Annotated in this window: 11 protein-coding genes and 1 tRNA gene; 8 read left to right on the top strand and 4 right to left on the bottom strand. The window is 67.6% G+C overall.

The window, feature by feature from the left end; translation table 11 throughout:
• Positions 1-23: 23 nt before the first annotated feature.
• Positions 24-215, bottom strand: a complete 192-nt coding sequence (locus BJQ94_RS02980; RefSeq protein ID WP_265398758.1) for a hypothetical protein — start codon at positions 213-215, stop codon at positions 24-26.
• Between the two features lie 542 nt (positions 216-757).
• On the opposite strand from BJQ94_RS02980, the gene acs reads away from it, so the two are divergent.
• Both acs and BJQ94_RS02970 read left to right on the top strand, forming a co-directional pair.
• Positions 758-2,719 carry an acetate--CoA ligase gene (gene acs, locus BJQ94_RS02975; protein ID WP_265398757.1) on the top strand — a complete coding sequence of 654 codons (1,962 nt, stop codon included), beginning with the start codon at positions 758-760 and terminating at the stop codon, positions 2,717-2,719.
• A gap of 483 nt (positions 2,720-3,202) precedes the next feature.
• The gene (locus tag BJQ94_RS02970) at positions 3,203-4,489 is read left to right on the top strand and encodes an acyltransferase (RefSeq protein ID WP_275875548.1); all 1,287 of its coding nucleotides are present in this window, start codon (positions 3,203-3,205) and stop codon (positions 4,487-4,489) included.
• Between the two features lie 318 nt (positions 4,490-4,807).
• Here BJQ94_RS02970 and BJQ94_RS02965 read toward each other — a convergent pair whose 3' ends face one another.
• Together BJQ94_RS02965 and BJQ94_RS02960 are read right to left on the bottom strand one after the other, a co-directional pair.
• Positions 4,808-5,278 carry a RidA family protein gene (locus BJQ94_RS02965; protein WP_265398755.1) on the bottom strand — a complete coding sequence of 157 codons (471 nt, stop codon included), beginning with the start codon at positions 5,276-5,278 and terminating at the stop codon, positions 4,808-4,810.
• Between the two features lies 1 nt (position 5,279).
• Entirely contained in the window at positions 5,280-5,447 is a 168-nt protein-coding gene (locus tag BJQ94_RS02960; RefSeq protein WP_166793334.1) for a hypothetical protein, read from the bottom strand.
• A 50-nt stretch (positions 5,448-5,497) separates the two neighbouring features.
• On the opposite strand from BJQ94_RS02960, the gene BJQ94_RS02955 reads away from it, so the two are divergent.
• From BJQ94_RS02955 to BJQ94_RS02930, 6 genes are all read left to right on the top strand, one after another.
• Entirely contained in the window at positions 5,498-8,074 is a 2,577-nt protein-coding gene (locus BJQ94_RS02955; RefSeq protein WP_265398754.1) for a transglycosylase domain-containing protein, read from the top strand.
• A complete protein-coding gene (locus tag BJQ94_RS02950; RefSeq protein WP_265398753.1) occupies positions 8,071-9,048 on the top strand; it encodes a metallophosphoesterase in 978 nt (325 codons plus the stop codon). Before BJQ94_RS02955 ends, BJQ94_RS02950 begins: the two co-directional genes overlap by 4 nt.
• Before the next feature lie 75 nt (positions 9,049-9,123).
• Positions 9,124-11,646 (top strand): transglycosylase domain-containing protein, encoded by a 2,523-nt coding sequence (locus BJQ94_RS02945; RefSeq protein ID WP_265398752.1) that lies wholly within the window; start codon positions 9,124-9,126, stop codon positions 11,644-11,646.
• A 238-nt stretch (positions 11,647-11,884) separates the two neighbouring features.
• Positions 11,885-11,958: transfer RNA gene (locus BJQ94_RS02940), tRNA-Pro, on the top strand.
• A gap of 65 nt (positions 11,959-12,023) precedes the next feature.
• On the top strand, positions 12,024-13,508 hold the full coding sequence (locus tag BJQ94_RS02935) for an MFS transporter (protein ID WP_265398751.1): 1,485 nt from the start codon (positions 12,024-12,026) through the stop codon (positions 13,506-13,508).
• 114 nt (positions 13,509-13,622) lie between these two features.
• Positions 13,623-14,093: a VanZ family protein gene (locus BJQ94_RS02930; protein WP_265398750.1), complete on the top strand. Its 471-nt coding sequence runs from the start codon at positions 13,623-13,625 to the stop codon at positions 14,091-14,093.
• A 226-nt stretch (positions 14,094-14,319) separates the two neighbouring features.
• Here the strand turns inward: BJQ94_RS02930 and BJQ94_RS02925 are convergent, their stop codons facing one another.
• On the bottom strand, positions 14,320-14,604 hold the full coding sequence (locus BJQ94_RS02925; RefSeq protein WP_265398749.1) for a GIY-YIG nuclease family protein: 285 nt from the start codon (positions 14,602-14,604) through the stop codon (positions 14,320-14,322).
• Positions 14,605-14,907 lie beyond the last annotated feature (303 nt).

The following is a 14,907-nucleotide window of genomic DNA, read 5'->3' as shown; positions in this document are numbered from 1 at the left end:
TCGGGGGACGACACGCACGCACGTTACGAGGTCTCGACGAGCTCGACCAACGAGACGGGAGCCACCCACAGATCGGGTCGCGAGGTCTCGACGAGCTCGACCAACGAGACGGGAGCCACCCACGGACCGGGTCGCGAGGTCTCGACGAGCTCGACCAACGAGACGGGAGCCACCCACGGACCGGGTCGCCGGGTCTCGACGAACTCGACCGGCATGAGGCCGGAGACAACTGTTGCCCGGTCGGACTTCTGCGCCCGGCGTACGGGGCGCACATGTCCGGCCGGGCAACAGTTCTGCCTGGAGGGGGCCGATACAGCGATAGTGCGGTACAGCGGGTCACGCAGGTTGCACGGTTCGCACGGTGCGCACGAGCCGGGCGGGGAAAACACGGGTGCGCCGTTGAGAGGCGCAGGCGTGCAGTTAAAAGAGGGGGGCGGCACCTATTGGGGGGAACAGGTGCCGCCTCGGCAGTGCGCTGATTGGGGGGAACCAAACGCACCACAGGTCAAAACTTTCGTTCAGACATGGATAAGCATACTGGGGAAAATCAGATGCGCAAGTCCTCTGGGTCCCCCTAAATGAGGACACGGAAAGAAGTGCTCATGAGACGCCATTTCCGAATATATTCGTGGCAGAAAATCGGTGTTTCTTCCGGTGCGAATCACCGTCGGATGGGCCGCCCTCGCCGTGTAGGGTTCAGGGATGAGGCCGCCGCGGCACCTCGACACTGCCTGTAATCGCAAAGGAGCGACACATCATGAGCGTGCAAATCGACCACCTTCTCCACGAATCCCGCCGATTCCCACCCTCGCCGGAGTTTGCCGCCGAGTCCGTCGCCACCGAGGCCCTCTATGAGCAGGCCGCAGCAGATCGGCTCGGTTTCTGGGCCGACCAGGCCAGGGAGCTCGTGCACTGGCACAAGCCGTTCACCCGCACCCTCGACTGGACCAACCCGCCGTTCGCGAAGTGGTTCGACGACGGCGAACTCAACGTGGCGTACAACTGCCTCGACCGGCACGTGCTCGCCGGCCACGGCGACCGGGTGGCGCTGCACTGGGAGGGCGAGCCGGGCGACTCCCGCTCCATCAGCTACGCGCAGCTCACCGCCGAGGTCAAGCGTGCCGCGAACGTGCTCCTCGGCCTGGGCGTGCGCGCCGGCGACCGGGTGGCCATCTACCTGCCGATGATCCCCGAGGCCGTCGTGGCGATGCTCGCCGTGGCTCGCATCGGCGCCGTGCACTCGGTGATCTTCGGCGGCTTCAGCGCCGAGAGCCTGCGCTCCCGCATCGACGACGCCGAAGCGGTGGTCGTGATCACCGCGGATGGCGGCTACCGCAAGGGCCGCGCCACCCCACTCAAGCCGGCCGTCGACGCGGCCCTGGCCAGCGGCGACTCCTCGGTGCACACCGTGCTCGTCGTGGAGCGCACCGGCGGCGACGTGGAGTGGACCGAACGCGACAAGTGGTGGCACGAGGAACTCGCCGCCGTCGACGCCGAGCACGAGGCACAGCCGTTCCCCGCCGAGAACCCGCTGTTCATCCTCTACACCTCCGGCACCACCGGTAAGCCCAAGGGCATCCTGCACACCAGCGGCGGCTACCTCACCCAGGTGGCCTTCACGCACAAGAACGTCTTCGACCTCAAGCCGGAGAAGGACGTCTTCTGGTGCACCGCCGACGTGGGCTGGATCACCGGGCACAGCTACGTGGTCTACGGGCCACTGGCCAACGGCGCCACCCAGGTGCTCTACGAAGGCACCCCCGACACCCCGCACCCCGGCCGGTGGTGGGAGATCATCGAAAAGTACAGGGTGAGCATCCTGTACACCGCGCCCACCGCCATCCGCACCTTCATGAAGATCGGTCGGCAGGAACCGCAGAAGTTCGACCTGACCAGCCTGCGCCTGCTCGGCTCCGTGGGCGAACCGATCAACCCCGAGGCCTGGATGTGGTACCGCGAGGTGATCGGCAACCAGCTCACCCCGGTGGTGGACACATGGTGGCAGACCGAGACCGGCGCGATCATGATCAGCGCCCTGCCCGGCCTCACCGAGACCAAGCCCGGCGCCGCGCAGGTCGCCATCCCCGGCATCTCCATCGACGTGATCGGCGAAGACGGCCACCATGTGGGGCACGGCAACGGCGGCCTGCTCGTGGTGACCGAACCGTGGCCGTCGATGCTGCGCGGCATCTGGGGTGACCCGGAGCGCTTCATCGAGACCTACTGGGAGAAGTTCCAGGATGCGCCGAACGGCCCGCTGTACTTCGCCGGCGACGGCGCCCGCCTGGACCGCGACGGCGACATCTGGCTGCTCGGCCGGGTGGACGACGTGATGAACGTCTCCGGGCACCGGCTCTCGACCGCGGAGATCGAGTCGTCGCTGGTGGCGCATCCCACGGTGGCCGAGGCCGCGGTAGTGGGCGCGCACGACGAGACCACCGGGCAGGCCGTGGTGGCGTTCGTGATCATCAAGTACAGCCAGACGGATGCGGCGTCGCACGCTGACATCAGCGCCGTGTTGCGTGCGCATGTGACGTTGCAGATCGGGGCGATCGCCCGGCCGCGGGAGATCTTCATCGTGAACGAGCTGCCCAAGACCCGCTCGGGCAAGATCATGCGGCGGCTGCTGCGCGATGTGGCCGAGGGCCGCGAGATCGGCGACACCACCACGCTCGCCGACACCTCGATCATGCAGATCATCACGGACAGCATGCGCTGAGCCGAGCCCCGAGGCCTAACTGTTCCCGAAGCGGACTTCTGCGTCCGGCGCACCGGACGCAATTGTCCGCACGGGGAACAGTTAGACCGTAGGCCGTAGACCTGCGGCGCGAGGCTGAAGGCCGTCATCGCGGCGCCCGCGGCTGCGGGCCGGCCGCCCGCGGGCCGGCCGCCTGCGGGCATCCGCTACGGCCGCGGGCGCGTAACTGTTGCCCGATCGGACATTTGCACCCGGCACACCGGGACCACTTGTCCGCGCGGGCACCAGTTGCGGCCGAGAGGCACCCGGAGCGGGCCAGCAAACCTCGCGAGTCGTGAGGTAGGCACGCATCCGGGGCCCGGGAAGGGGCCCAACTCACGGCTCGCGGGGGTGGCAGTGCGACCTCCCAGCGGGGAGCCGGCAGGGAGCCGGCGGGGAGCCGGCAGGGAGCCGGCGGGCGGGTTTCGGAGGAAACGTTCACGAAGGGCATTTACGGTGGGCGGAATGGCTGCAGCTGAACCCCGCACCCGACTCGTCGCCCTCGATGCCCTGCGCGGGGTCGCGGCCGTGATCGTGCTCGTGCACCACGTGTCGATGACCGCGCCGTCGATCTCGGCCGCGTACTCCTCCAGCGCCCACGTGGCCGTGTTCTCCACCGGCTGGTGGGCCACCCTCTCGCCGCTGAAGATCTTCTTCGCCGGCCCGGAGTTCGTGCTCGTGTTCTTCGTGCTCAGCGGGTTCGTGCTCGTGCTCACCCCACTGCGACGCTGGCCGTGGCTGCGCGGGCCCGCCCGGGGTGCCGCCGCCGATGCGCCGGCGGGGGCCTCCGCAGCTGCCCCGACCACGGATGCGCCGGCCCCGCCACACGGCTACGACTGGCTGGCGTACTACCCGCGCCGCATCATCCGGCTGGCGATACCCGTGATCGTCTCGGTGGCCCTGGCCGCCCTGTGGATCCTGCTCGTGCCGCGCACCGGCGACGGCGGCGCCTGGATGGCGAAGCAGGGCAGCCCCGACCTCGGCATCGGCAACCTGCTGCGCGAGGCCAGCATCGTGGGGTTCACCGGCCGCCCCGACATCAATCCCCCGCTCTGGTCGCTGGCCTGGGAGCTGTGGTTCTCGCTGCTCCTGCCGGTGGGCGTGATCTTCGCCGTCGCCACCCGACGGTGGCCGCTGGCCTGGGTGGCGGTGCTGCTGGGCGCCTCTACCGCCGGGTACCTGCTCGGCAGCGAACCGCTGATGTACCTGCCGGCGTTCGGGCTCGGCGCCCTGCTCGCCGCCAACCACGAGGGCCTGGCGGCGCGGTCGGCGCGGTTGGCCCGGCGCCCCGGCGGCACCCTGGTCTGGACCCTGATCGCGGTGCTCGGCCCGCTGCTGCTCATCGCGCATTGGCTGCTGCGGCCCGTGCTCACCGAACCGTGGAGCGAGCTGACCCTCGCGCTGCGGGTGCCGGGCGCGGCGCTGATCGTGGCGACCGTGGCGCTGTGGCCGCCGGTGCAACGGATGCTCAGCGGGCGCCTGCTGGCCTGGCTCGGCGCGATCAGCTTCAGCCTGTACCTCGTGCACTTCCCCATCGTGGTCACCTTCGGCCAGCTCGCCGGCCCGGAGCACTGGTGGTGGGGCGCGCTGATCTCGGTGCCGCTGAGCCTCGGCCTGGCCCAGCTGATGTACCGCTGGGTGGAGCTGCCCGCGCAGACCCTGGCCACCCGCGCCGGCACCGCGTTCTCGGCCGGGCATCCGCACCCCGCCCCCGCCGCCCCGCAGGTGCAAGCACAGACCCGCGAGCCGTGAGTTAAGCCCCAAAACGGGCACCGGGAAGGGGCTTAACTCACGGCTCGCGGGATGAGTGGTCGCGCACGCAGATGGGGTCACGGGGTCTCGACGAGCTCGACCAGCGGTACCCGCGCACAGAGATCGGGCGCGGGGTCTCGACGAGCTCGACCAGCGGAGGGGAACGCCACTCAGACCGGGCGACAGCCGGGCGTGGGGGGGCCGGGGCCTGAAGATCTCCTCAGGCGCGGGTTAAACGCACGCGAGCCGTGAGGTAAGCACGCACCCGGGCGTCCGGATGGGGCTCAACTCACGGCTCGCGAGAGACGCGCGTGAAACTTAGGCGAAGGAGACGATGAGCTCCACCTCGACGGGCGAGTCCAACGGCAGCACGGCCACGCCCACGGCGGAGCGGGCGTGCACGCCGATGGTGCCGAAGATCTCGCCGAGCACGTCGGAGGCGCCGTTGACCACGCCGGGCTGGCCGGTGAAATCGGGCGCGGAAGCGACGAAACCGGTGACCTTGACTACCTGGGTGATCCGGTCGAGCGACCCGATCACGCTCTGGATGGCGGCGAGCGCGTTCAGCGCGCACTGCCGGGCATAGTCCTTGGCGTCGGATGCCGGAACGAGGCCGTGGCCGTCGCCGACCTTGCCCGTGGCCGGCAGCGCGCCGGACACCATCGGCAGCTGCCCGGAGGTGAACACCAGCGAGCCGCTCACGACGGCGGGAACGTACGTGGCGACCGGCGGGACGACCGACGGCAGCTCGATTCCCAACTCGGCCAGGCGGGCTTCAATCAGTGCCATGTCAGGCTCCTTCCGCGCCGGCGACGGGACGCTTGAGGTAGGCGACGAGGCCGCCCTCCGGGCCGGTGACGACCTGAACGAGCTCCCATCCTTCCGAACCCCAGTTGTTCAGGATCGCGGCGGTGTTGTGGATCATCAGCGGTGTGGTGAGGTACTCCCAGGCGGTCATGCGGCTCCGATTCAGGCTGTTTTTCAGAATTGTCCCTTACGCTCAATTGTATGTCTGCCAAAAAACGTACGGTCAGTGGAGCGCTCGGCGGGCTCCTCGGTTTCATCGGTATGAGCGCTGTAGCCGGTGTCCTGGTCACCGTTGCAGTCACCCCGGCTCTGGCCGTTACCGGCATGACAGCCACGAACACCATCAACGTGTTCGAGAACCTGCCCGACTATCTCAAGGTCGACCAGCTCTCGCAGGTGAGCACCATCTGGGCCGTGCAGAACGACGGCAACCCCTACCCGCTGGCCTCCTTCTACGACCAGAACCGCATCGAGGTTCCGCTCGACAGCATGAGCCAGTTCGTGCAGGATGCCGCGGTGTCCGGTGAGGACCCCCGCTTCTACGAGCACGGCGGCGTTGACCTGCAGGGCACCATCCGTGGCGCCCTCTCCACCATTACCGGCGGCGGCACGCAGGGCGGGTCGTCGATCACCCAGCAGTACGTGAAGAACGTTCTGGTGCAGAAGTGCGAGGTGCTCACCGATCAGGACAAGCTCGACGCCTGCTACGAGGACGCCACCAAGACCACCGCAGACCGCAAGCTCAAGGAGATGCGCTACGCGATCGGCGTGGAGAAGACCTACAGCAAGGCCGAGATCCTGCAGGGTTACCTCAACATCACCCTGTTCGGCGGCAGCGTCTACGGCATCGAGAGCGCCGCGAACTACTACTTCAACACCACCGCGGCCAACCTCACCCTGGCCCAGTCGGCCAGCCTGATGGCGATCGTGAACAACCCGGAGAAGTTCCGCCTCGACCGGCCGGACAGCGAGACCAACGGCGCCGCGAGCGGCTACGCCGACAACAAGCAGCGCCGCGACTACATCCTGGGCGAGATGCTCAAGTACAAGAAGGTCACCCAGGAGCAGTACGACGAGGCCATCGCCAGTGCGATCGAGCCCACCATCACCGAGCCGAGCACCGGATGCCAGACCGCCGGCGGCAGCGCCTACTTCTGTGACTACGTCACCCACATCCTCAAGAGCGACCCCACCTTCGGTGAAGACGAAGACACCCGGATGCTCAACTTCCGTCGCGGTGGCTATGACATCTACACCACCCTCGACCTCGAAATGCAGTCCGCTGCCGAGGCCACCCTGGCCGAGAATGTGCCCCAGACCTTCGTCGACCCCGACACCGGCGTGGCGTGGGACTTGGGCTCCGTTGCCACCAGCGTGCAGGTAGGCACGGGCCGCGTGCTCGTGATGGCGCAGAACAAGCAGTACAGCCAAGACCCCGATGTGCTCGCGCAGGGCGCGCAGTACACCAGCATCAACTACAACACCGACAAGGCCGAGGGCGGGTCGTCCGGTTTCCAGCCCGGGTCGACGTACAAGACGTTCACCCTCGCTGAATGGCTCAAGGAGGGCCACTCCCTCAACGAGCGGGTCGACTCCAGCGTCAAGTCCAACTGGGGCACCTTCAAGGACACCTGTGTGGACAGCGGCACCGTGAGCTACGGCACCGACTTCGCCCCCAAGAACGACTCCAATGAGTCGGGCAGCAACTACAGCGCTCTGCAGTCCACCATCGGATCGATCAACACCGGCTACATCGGCATGGCCAAGAAACTCGACCTCTGCGGGATCAAGGAGACCGCTGAATCCTTCGGTGTGCACCGCGCCGACGGGGATGAGCTGTCTGAGGGCGCCTCGTCGGTCCTGGGCACGCAGGAAATCGCTCCGCTGACCATGGCCGTGGCATTCGCCGGCATGGCCAACGGGGGAACGACCTGCTCCCCCATCGTGATCGACCGGATCGTCGGCGCCGACGGCGCCGAGATCGCGCCGCCCACCTCCACCTGCACGCAGTCTGTGGAAACGTCCGTCGCCGCCGGCATGGCCTACGCCATGCAGCGTGTGATGACTGAGGGTACGGCCGTACAGTCAAACTCCGCCACCTATCCCAAGGTGCCGATGATCGGTAAGACCGGAACGACCGACCACGCCAAGGACACCTGGATGAGCGGCGCGAGCACCAAGGTAGCCACCGTCGTGGGTGTCGTGACCGTCACCGGCGACAAGAATCAGCGGCAGACGTACTTCGACAGCGGCCAGGCCGCCACGGCCCGGCACCGGATGTGGCCGGACATCATGAGCGTCGCCAACGCCAAGTACGGCGGAGACGACTTCGCCGAGGCGTCCACCAACGTCATCCGCGGCGCCCAGGTGAGTATCCCCGACGTGCGCGGCCAGTCTGTGGATGACGCCACCGACGCTCTCGAGGGAGCCGGCTTCAACGTCGTCGACGGCGGCGCCACCGACTCCGAGCTGCCCGCCGGCACCGTGGCGCGCACCGACCCGGCCGGCGGCGGCACCGCCAGCCTCGGCGACACAGTCACGCTGTACTCCAGCAGCGGCAACCAGGTACTACTGCCGGATGTGGTGGGAGATACCCTGGAGCAGGCCAAGAAGTCCCTCTCGGACTTCAACGTCGTGACCAGCGACCAGGCCGTGACCGATGCCGACCAGAACAACAAGGTCATCTCGATGACCCCCTCCTCTGACACCGCGGCCACCAAGGGCAGCACCGTCACGCTCGTCGTGGGCAAGGTCGCCGGAGCGGGAGCGGCAGGTTGAGCGCCGCACGCACCGGCCGCGCTCTCCTCACCTCGGCCGCCGCCGTGACGGCGGCCGGGCTGGCCGCGTTCGCCTGGGGCTCCCTCGTGGAGCGCCGCCGGTTCACCCTGCGCGAGGTGACCGCGCCGGTGCTCGCACCGGGCGCCGCCCCGATCCGGGTGCTGCACCTCTCCGACCTGCACATGGCCCCCTGGCAGCGCGACAAGCAGGACTGGGTGCGCGGTCTCGCCGCGCTGAAACCCGACCTGGTGGTGAACACCGGCGACAACCTGGGCCACGAAGACGGCATCGCGGGCGTTGAGTACGCCCTCGAACCGTTCGCGGGTATCCCGGGCATCTTCGTGAACGGATCGAACGACTTCTTCGGCCCACAGCCGAAGAACCCGCTCAAGTACTTCGGCGGCCCGTCGCTGCTGCGCCACCGCAACGTGGAGCTCGACACCGACGACCTGCACCGGGTGTTCGCCGAGCTCGGCTGGCACGACCTGAACAACGCCGCCGAGGCCCTCGACATCAACGGCACTCACCTGGAGATCTTCGGGGTCGACGACCCGCACATCCGCCGCGACCGGCTCGACCTGATCACCGGCGCGATCGACGAGCTGCGCGGCAACGACCCGCTCGCCGAGGAGACCTGGCCGGACCCCGGTCAGCCCGCCGACGCGCGTTCCACCCTCACCGTGGGCGTGGTGCACGCCCCATACCAGCGGGTGCTGAACTCGTTCGTGAACCACGGCGCGCAGCTGATCCTGGCCGGCCACACCCACGGCGGACAGGTCTGCATCCCCAAGTTCGGCGCATTGGTGACCAATTGTGATATTCCCCGTCGCCAGGTCAAGGGGTTGAGCCTGTGGAACGTGGGGCTGCGCACCGCGTTCCTCAATGTTTCCGCGGGTCTGGGCACCTCGATCTACGCGCCGGTGCGGTTCGCCTGCCCGCCCGAGGCGACCCTGCTCACCCTCACCGCCGCCTAACAAGGCCCGCTGACCCCCGGGTTTGGGGGGCAGGCGGCGTGCGTGCGTCGCCGATCTTCCAATAGGCTCACGACCATGGGGGAATACAAACGTTCATTCGCCGGTGTCGTCGGAGGGCTCATCGGCCTCGTCGCGATGAGCGCCGTGGCTGGTTTGCTGATCACCGTGGCGATCACGCCTGCATTGGCGATCTCCGGGGTGGCCACCCGCACCACGATCAACACCTTCGAGAACCTGCCGAACTATCTGGCCATCGAAGAACTCTCGCAGGTGAGCACCATCTACGCCGTGCAGAACGACGGCAACCCGTACCCGCTCGCCTCGTTCTACGACCAGAACCGCGTCGAAGTGGCCATCGACCAGATGAACCAGTTTGTGCAAGACGCCGTCGTCGCCGGTGAAGACCCCCGCTTCTTCGAGCACGGCGGCATCGACCTGCAGGGCACCATCCGTGGCGCCCTCTCCACGCTCACCCCGGGCGGCGACGTCTCCGGTGGCTCTTCCGTCACCCAGCAGTATGTGAAGAACGTGCTCGTGCAGAAGTGCGAGGTGATGACCGTGCAGGAGGAACTGGACGCCTGCTTCCTCGAGGCCACGAAAACCACGCCGGAGCGCAAGCTCAAGGAGATGCGCCTGGCCATCGGTGTGGAGAAGGTCTACACCAAAGACGAGATCCTGCAGGGCTACCTGAACATCACCGGCTTCGGCGGCACCGTGTACGGCATTGAAGCCGCCTCCCGGTACTACTACGCCGCTAGCGCCGCCACCCTCACGCTGCCGCAGGCCGCGAGCCTGATCGCGATCGTGAACAACCCGGAGAAGTTCCGTCTCGACGTGCCCGAGAGCGAAACCAATGGCGCCGCGAACGGCTACGCCGCCAACAAGGACCGCCGGGACTACATCCTCACGGAGATGCTCAAGTACGACAAGATCAACCAGGCCGACTACGACGCCGCCATCGCCAGCGTGATCGAGCCGCACATCACCGAACCGTCCACAGGCTGCCAGACCGCCGGCGGCGCCGCGTTCTTCTGCGACTACGTCACCCACGTGCTGCGCAACGACCCCACCTTCGGTGAAGACGAAGACACCCGGATGCTCAACTTCCGTCGCGGTGGCTACCAGATTTACACCACCCTCGACCTCGACCTGCAGCTGGCGTCGGAGAACGCCATCAACTCGCAGGTGCCGATGACCGCGAGCTGGGATGTGGGCGCGGTGGCCACGAGCGTGCAGGTGGGCACCGGCCGCGTGATCACCATGGCGCAGAACAAGAAGTACACCCAGTTGGAGGTCGCTCCCGGCCCGGAGTACACCGGCATCAACTACAACACCAACTACAACGAGGGCGGCTCCACCGGCTTCCAGCCGGGCTCCACCTACAAGGTCTTCACCCTGGCTGAATGGCTCAAGGAAGGCCACGCTCTCGGCGAGCGGGTCGACTCGGCGCGCAAGACCAACTGGGGCGTCTTCCAGGACAGCTGCGACGGCAACTCCAGCTTCGACTTCAACCCCCGGAACGACGCGGACGAGGCCGGCACCAATTACACGGCCCTTGAATCGACGATCAACTCCATCAACACCGGATTCATCGGCATGGCCAAGCGTCTGGACCTTTGCGGCATCCGCAAGACCGCCGAAGCATTCGGGATCAAGCGCGCCGACGGTGGCACTCTTCTACAGACCCCCGCCACAGTGTTGGGCACCAACGAGATCGCCCCGCTGAACATGGCCGTGGCATACGCCGGCATCGCCAACAAGGGCACCACCTGCACTCCCATCGTGATCGACCGGATCGTGAACTCTGCAGGTGAGGACGTTCCTGCACCCAAGTCGACCTGCACGGCCTCGGTGGAACCCGAGGTCGCTGCTGGCATGGCTTATGCGATGGAGCGGGTGCTCACCAACGGTTCGGCCAGACAGTCCTACGCCAACACCTACCCGCGGGTACCGATGATCGGTAAGACCGGCACCACCGACGAGGCCTACGCCACCTGGATGAGCGGGGCGAGCACCAAGGTCGCCACCGTCGTGGGCGTGGTGAACGTCACAGGGTTCGAAAACCAGCGAAAGGCCCGCAACTTCGAGAGCGGCCCGGTCGCCACCGCCCGCCACCGCATCTGGCCGCAGATCATGAGCGCGGCCAACGCCAAGTACGGCGGTGACGACTTCGACGCCGCCTCCAACAACGTCATCCAGGGCGCCCAGGTGTCGGTGCCGGATGTGCGTGGCCTCAGCATGGCCGACGCCAAGAGCAAGATCGAGGGCGCCGGCTTCGGCTTCGCCGACGGCGGCATCACCGACTCCGAGCTGCCCGCCGGCACGGTGGCGCGCACGGACCCGGGCGGAGGCGGCACCGCCAGCACCGGCTCCATCATCACGGCGTACACGAGCAACGGCTCGCAGGTGCTGTTGCCGGATGTTGTCGGGCAGACACCCGAGCAGGCCAGAGCCACCCTGAGCGGTTTCAGCCTCCAGGTGCTTGAAGACAAGGTGAGCGACCCCGCGCAGGTGGGCAAGGTCACGGTGATGAACCCGGTCGCCGGCTCCCCCGCCGTGCCGGGCGGCACCGTGATCGTGGTCGTCGGCAAGAAGTAGCACCGCCCAGCCCAACGCTGGTCGAGCATGTCGCGAGGTCTCGACAAGCTCGACCAGCGTAGGGTCGCGACCGCCACACCCATCGCGAAGTCTCGAAGACGCGACCTGCGCACGGTCGCACCCACCTCGCTGGTCGAGCTTGTCGAGACCCCGTGGGCCGTCGCGCAAACGCCGCCAGCGTTGTGGTCCAGACCCGAGGACCCGATGGGGTTATACTTGTCGAGGTCCACAGGGCCATCGGGGTATGGCGCAGCTTGGTAGCGCGCGTCGTTCGGGACGACGAGGTCGCAGGTTCAAATCCTGTTACCCCGACAGAAATAAACCCCCACTCATGCGAGTGGGGGTTTTTCTGTTCCCCTTCACCCGAGAGGCACACCATGACTGACCCCCGCTCCGCCGCCCCGGCCCCGGTCGTGTCCCGCCGCGCCTGGCAGGCCCTCGTCGTACTCCTCGCCGGCATGTTCATGGCGCTGCTCGACACCACGATCGTCAACGTGGCCCTGCCCAGCATCCAGACCAGCCTGAGCGCCTCAGAGGCAACGCTGTCCTGGATCATCTCCGGCTACGCCCTCGCGTTCGGCCTCGCACTCATCCCGGCCGGCCGCATCGGCGACCGGATCGGGCACAAATGGGTGTTCTTCACCGGCCTGGCCCTCTTCACCGTCGCCAGCCTCGCCTGCGGCCTGGCCCAGAACGAACTGCAGCTCATCGTCGCCCGCGTCCTCCAGGGCCTGGCCGGCGGCATCTTCGTGCCCGCCGTCACCGCCGTCATCCAGCTGATGTTCCCGCCGCGCTTCCGCGGCAAGGCCTTCGCCATCATGGGCTCGGTCATCGGTGTCTCCACCGCGCTCGGCCCCATCGTGGGCGGCCTGATCATCGAGGCCTTCGGCGTGGAGAACGGCTGGCGCCTGGTGTTCTGGGTGAACCTGCCCATCGGCGCCGCCGCCCTCATCGCCGCCGCCATCCTGCTCCCCTCCGGCACCGGCACCAAAGCGGATGCCGGCTCCCCCGCCGCTTCCCGCATCGACTGGGTGGGCCTTCTGCTCGTCTCCGCCGGCCTGGTGGCCCTGCTCGTGCCGCTCATTGAGGGTCAGGACCAGGGCTGGCCGCTCTGGACCTACCTCGTGCTCGCCGCCGGCGCGCTGCTGATCGTGGCGTTCGGCGCGTGGGAGATCCGGGTGAGCAAGCGCGGCGAGAGCCCGCTGGTGCCGCCGCACCTGTTCTCCCACCCCGCCTTCACCGGCGGTGTCATCTTGGCGCTGGTCTACTTCGCGGCCTTCACGAGCATCTTCTTCACCATCTCGATCCTCTGGCAGGCCGGCCTCGGCCACACCGCGCTCGAGTCGGGCCTGGTCTCCATCCCGTTCGCGATCGGCTCGATCATCGCGTCGTCGCAGAGCAACCGGCTCACCAACAGGCTGGGCCGCACGGTGCTCGTCGCGGGCGTCGCCCTGGTGACCCTCGGCCTCGTCTGGATCTGGCTGGTGCTGTTGCTCACCGCCCCTGCCGACCTCACCAACTGGATCCTGCTGCCGCCGCTGTTCATCGCGGGCCTGGGCAGCGGCTGCTTCATCGCCCCGAACGTGGCGTTCATCGTAGCCACCGTCGACCGCTCCGAGGCTGGTGCCGCCAGCGGCGTCGTCGGCGTCATGCAGCGCGTCGGCAGCGCCGCGGGCATCGCCGTGGTGGGCAGCGTGTTCTTCGGCACCCTCGTCGTGGCCGGCCCGGGCCCGGAGGCCGTGGCCACCGGATTCACCGACAGTGCCACCCTTGCCATGGCCGTCAGTGCCGCGCTCAGCGTGGTGGCGCTGCTGCTGGTGTTCCTGCTACCCAAGCGCGTCGAGGTTCCCGGCGGCCACTAAGCACCTTCCCCTGGGATGCCCGGCTCACTAGTCTGGTCACCTCATCCGTTGACGGTAATGTCCTCCTGCAATGCACACTGCGGGAGGCCGTGACCATATCCAGAGAGAGGTCACGTGAACGCTCTGACAACGCGCCGCCATGCCGCCCTCCGCGTGGCCGCTCGCTGGTTAGGCGCCGCGTACCTGGTGGCCCTCGCACTGATCGCGCTCTGGCCCACCCCTGTGGATCGCGGTGCACACGGGTCGATCGTGCACGCCCTCGCCTTCCTGCACGCTCACGGCCTGCCGCAGTGGTTCGACTACCCGGTAGTCGAATTCACGGCGAACATCGCCTTATTCGTGCCTGTAGGGCTTCTGGGGGTGGTTCTGCTCGGCCGACACGACTGGCTGCTGGCCACCCTGATCGGTTTCGTAGCCAGCGTCGCCATCGAGCTGAGCCAGCTGGTGTTCCTGCCTGGCCGCTTCGCGACACCCTTCGACGTGATCGCCAACACGGCCGGTGCCGCCCTAGGGTCCCTCCTAGCGGTGGGACTCCTCGCCGTCGTCACCGCCCGCTCCCGCACTCTCAGCGCACGCGCTGGCTGAGCCCGCCCGTCTGGCGGGATCTCGACAAGCTCGATCAGCGGATGGCCGGCCCCGCCCCGCCGGTCGGGGCCATCACCGCTGGTCGGGCCCGAACCGCTGGTCGAGCTTGTCGAGACCCAGTGACCCGGCGTCAAGAACGTTCCCCTCTCACGGGATCTCGACAGGCTCGATCAGCGGATGGCCGGCCCCGCCCCGCTGGTCGAGCTTGTCGATACCGATGCAATGCTCAGGGGTCCTGCGGCCTGCTCAGGCCAGGCAAGTCGTCATAGCGGCCCTCGATGAGCGCGATTCGCTTGGCACGACCCCAACCTTGGATCTGCTTCTCACGAGCGTAGGCATCAGCTATTCGGTCGGTTTGCTCGAAGTAGACGAGTTGCACCGGGCGACGACGACGGGTGTAGCCCGCGCCTTGATCGGCGGTGTTGTGTTGCGCGACCCGGCGCTCGAGGTCCCACGTGCTGCCGACATAGAACGACCCGTCAGAGCAATGGAGGATGTACATGAATGGCATGCTAGGAGGGTCGCAGGCAGTGTGCGGCTCGGGGGTGCGCGGGGCGCGCCTGTGGATAGTGTTCGTGCGGGTCGGCTGGGGAGGTGGGCCGCATTCGTTGGGCTGACCGGACGCGAGGTCTCGACAAGCTCGACCAACGGGAGAGGCGCGACAACCTCGCTGACCGGACGCGAGGTCTCGACAAGCTCGACCAACGGGAGAGGCGCGACAACCTCGCTGACCGGACGCGAGGTCTCGACAAGCTCGACCAACGGGAGAGGCGCGACAACCTCGCTGATCGGTCGCGAGGTCTCGACAAGCTCG

Origin of the sequence: Cryobacterium sp. SO2, from assembly GCF_026151165.2 — a bacterium.
In the GTDB taxonomy this organism is placed as follows: domain Bacteria; phylum Actinomycetota; class Actinomycetes; order Actinomycetales; family Microbacteriaceae; genus Cryobacterium.
Note: the sequence above shows the minus strand (reverse complement) of the source record. Positions and strands in the feature narration are given on the sequence as shown.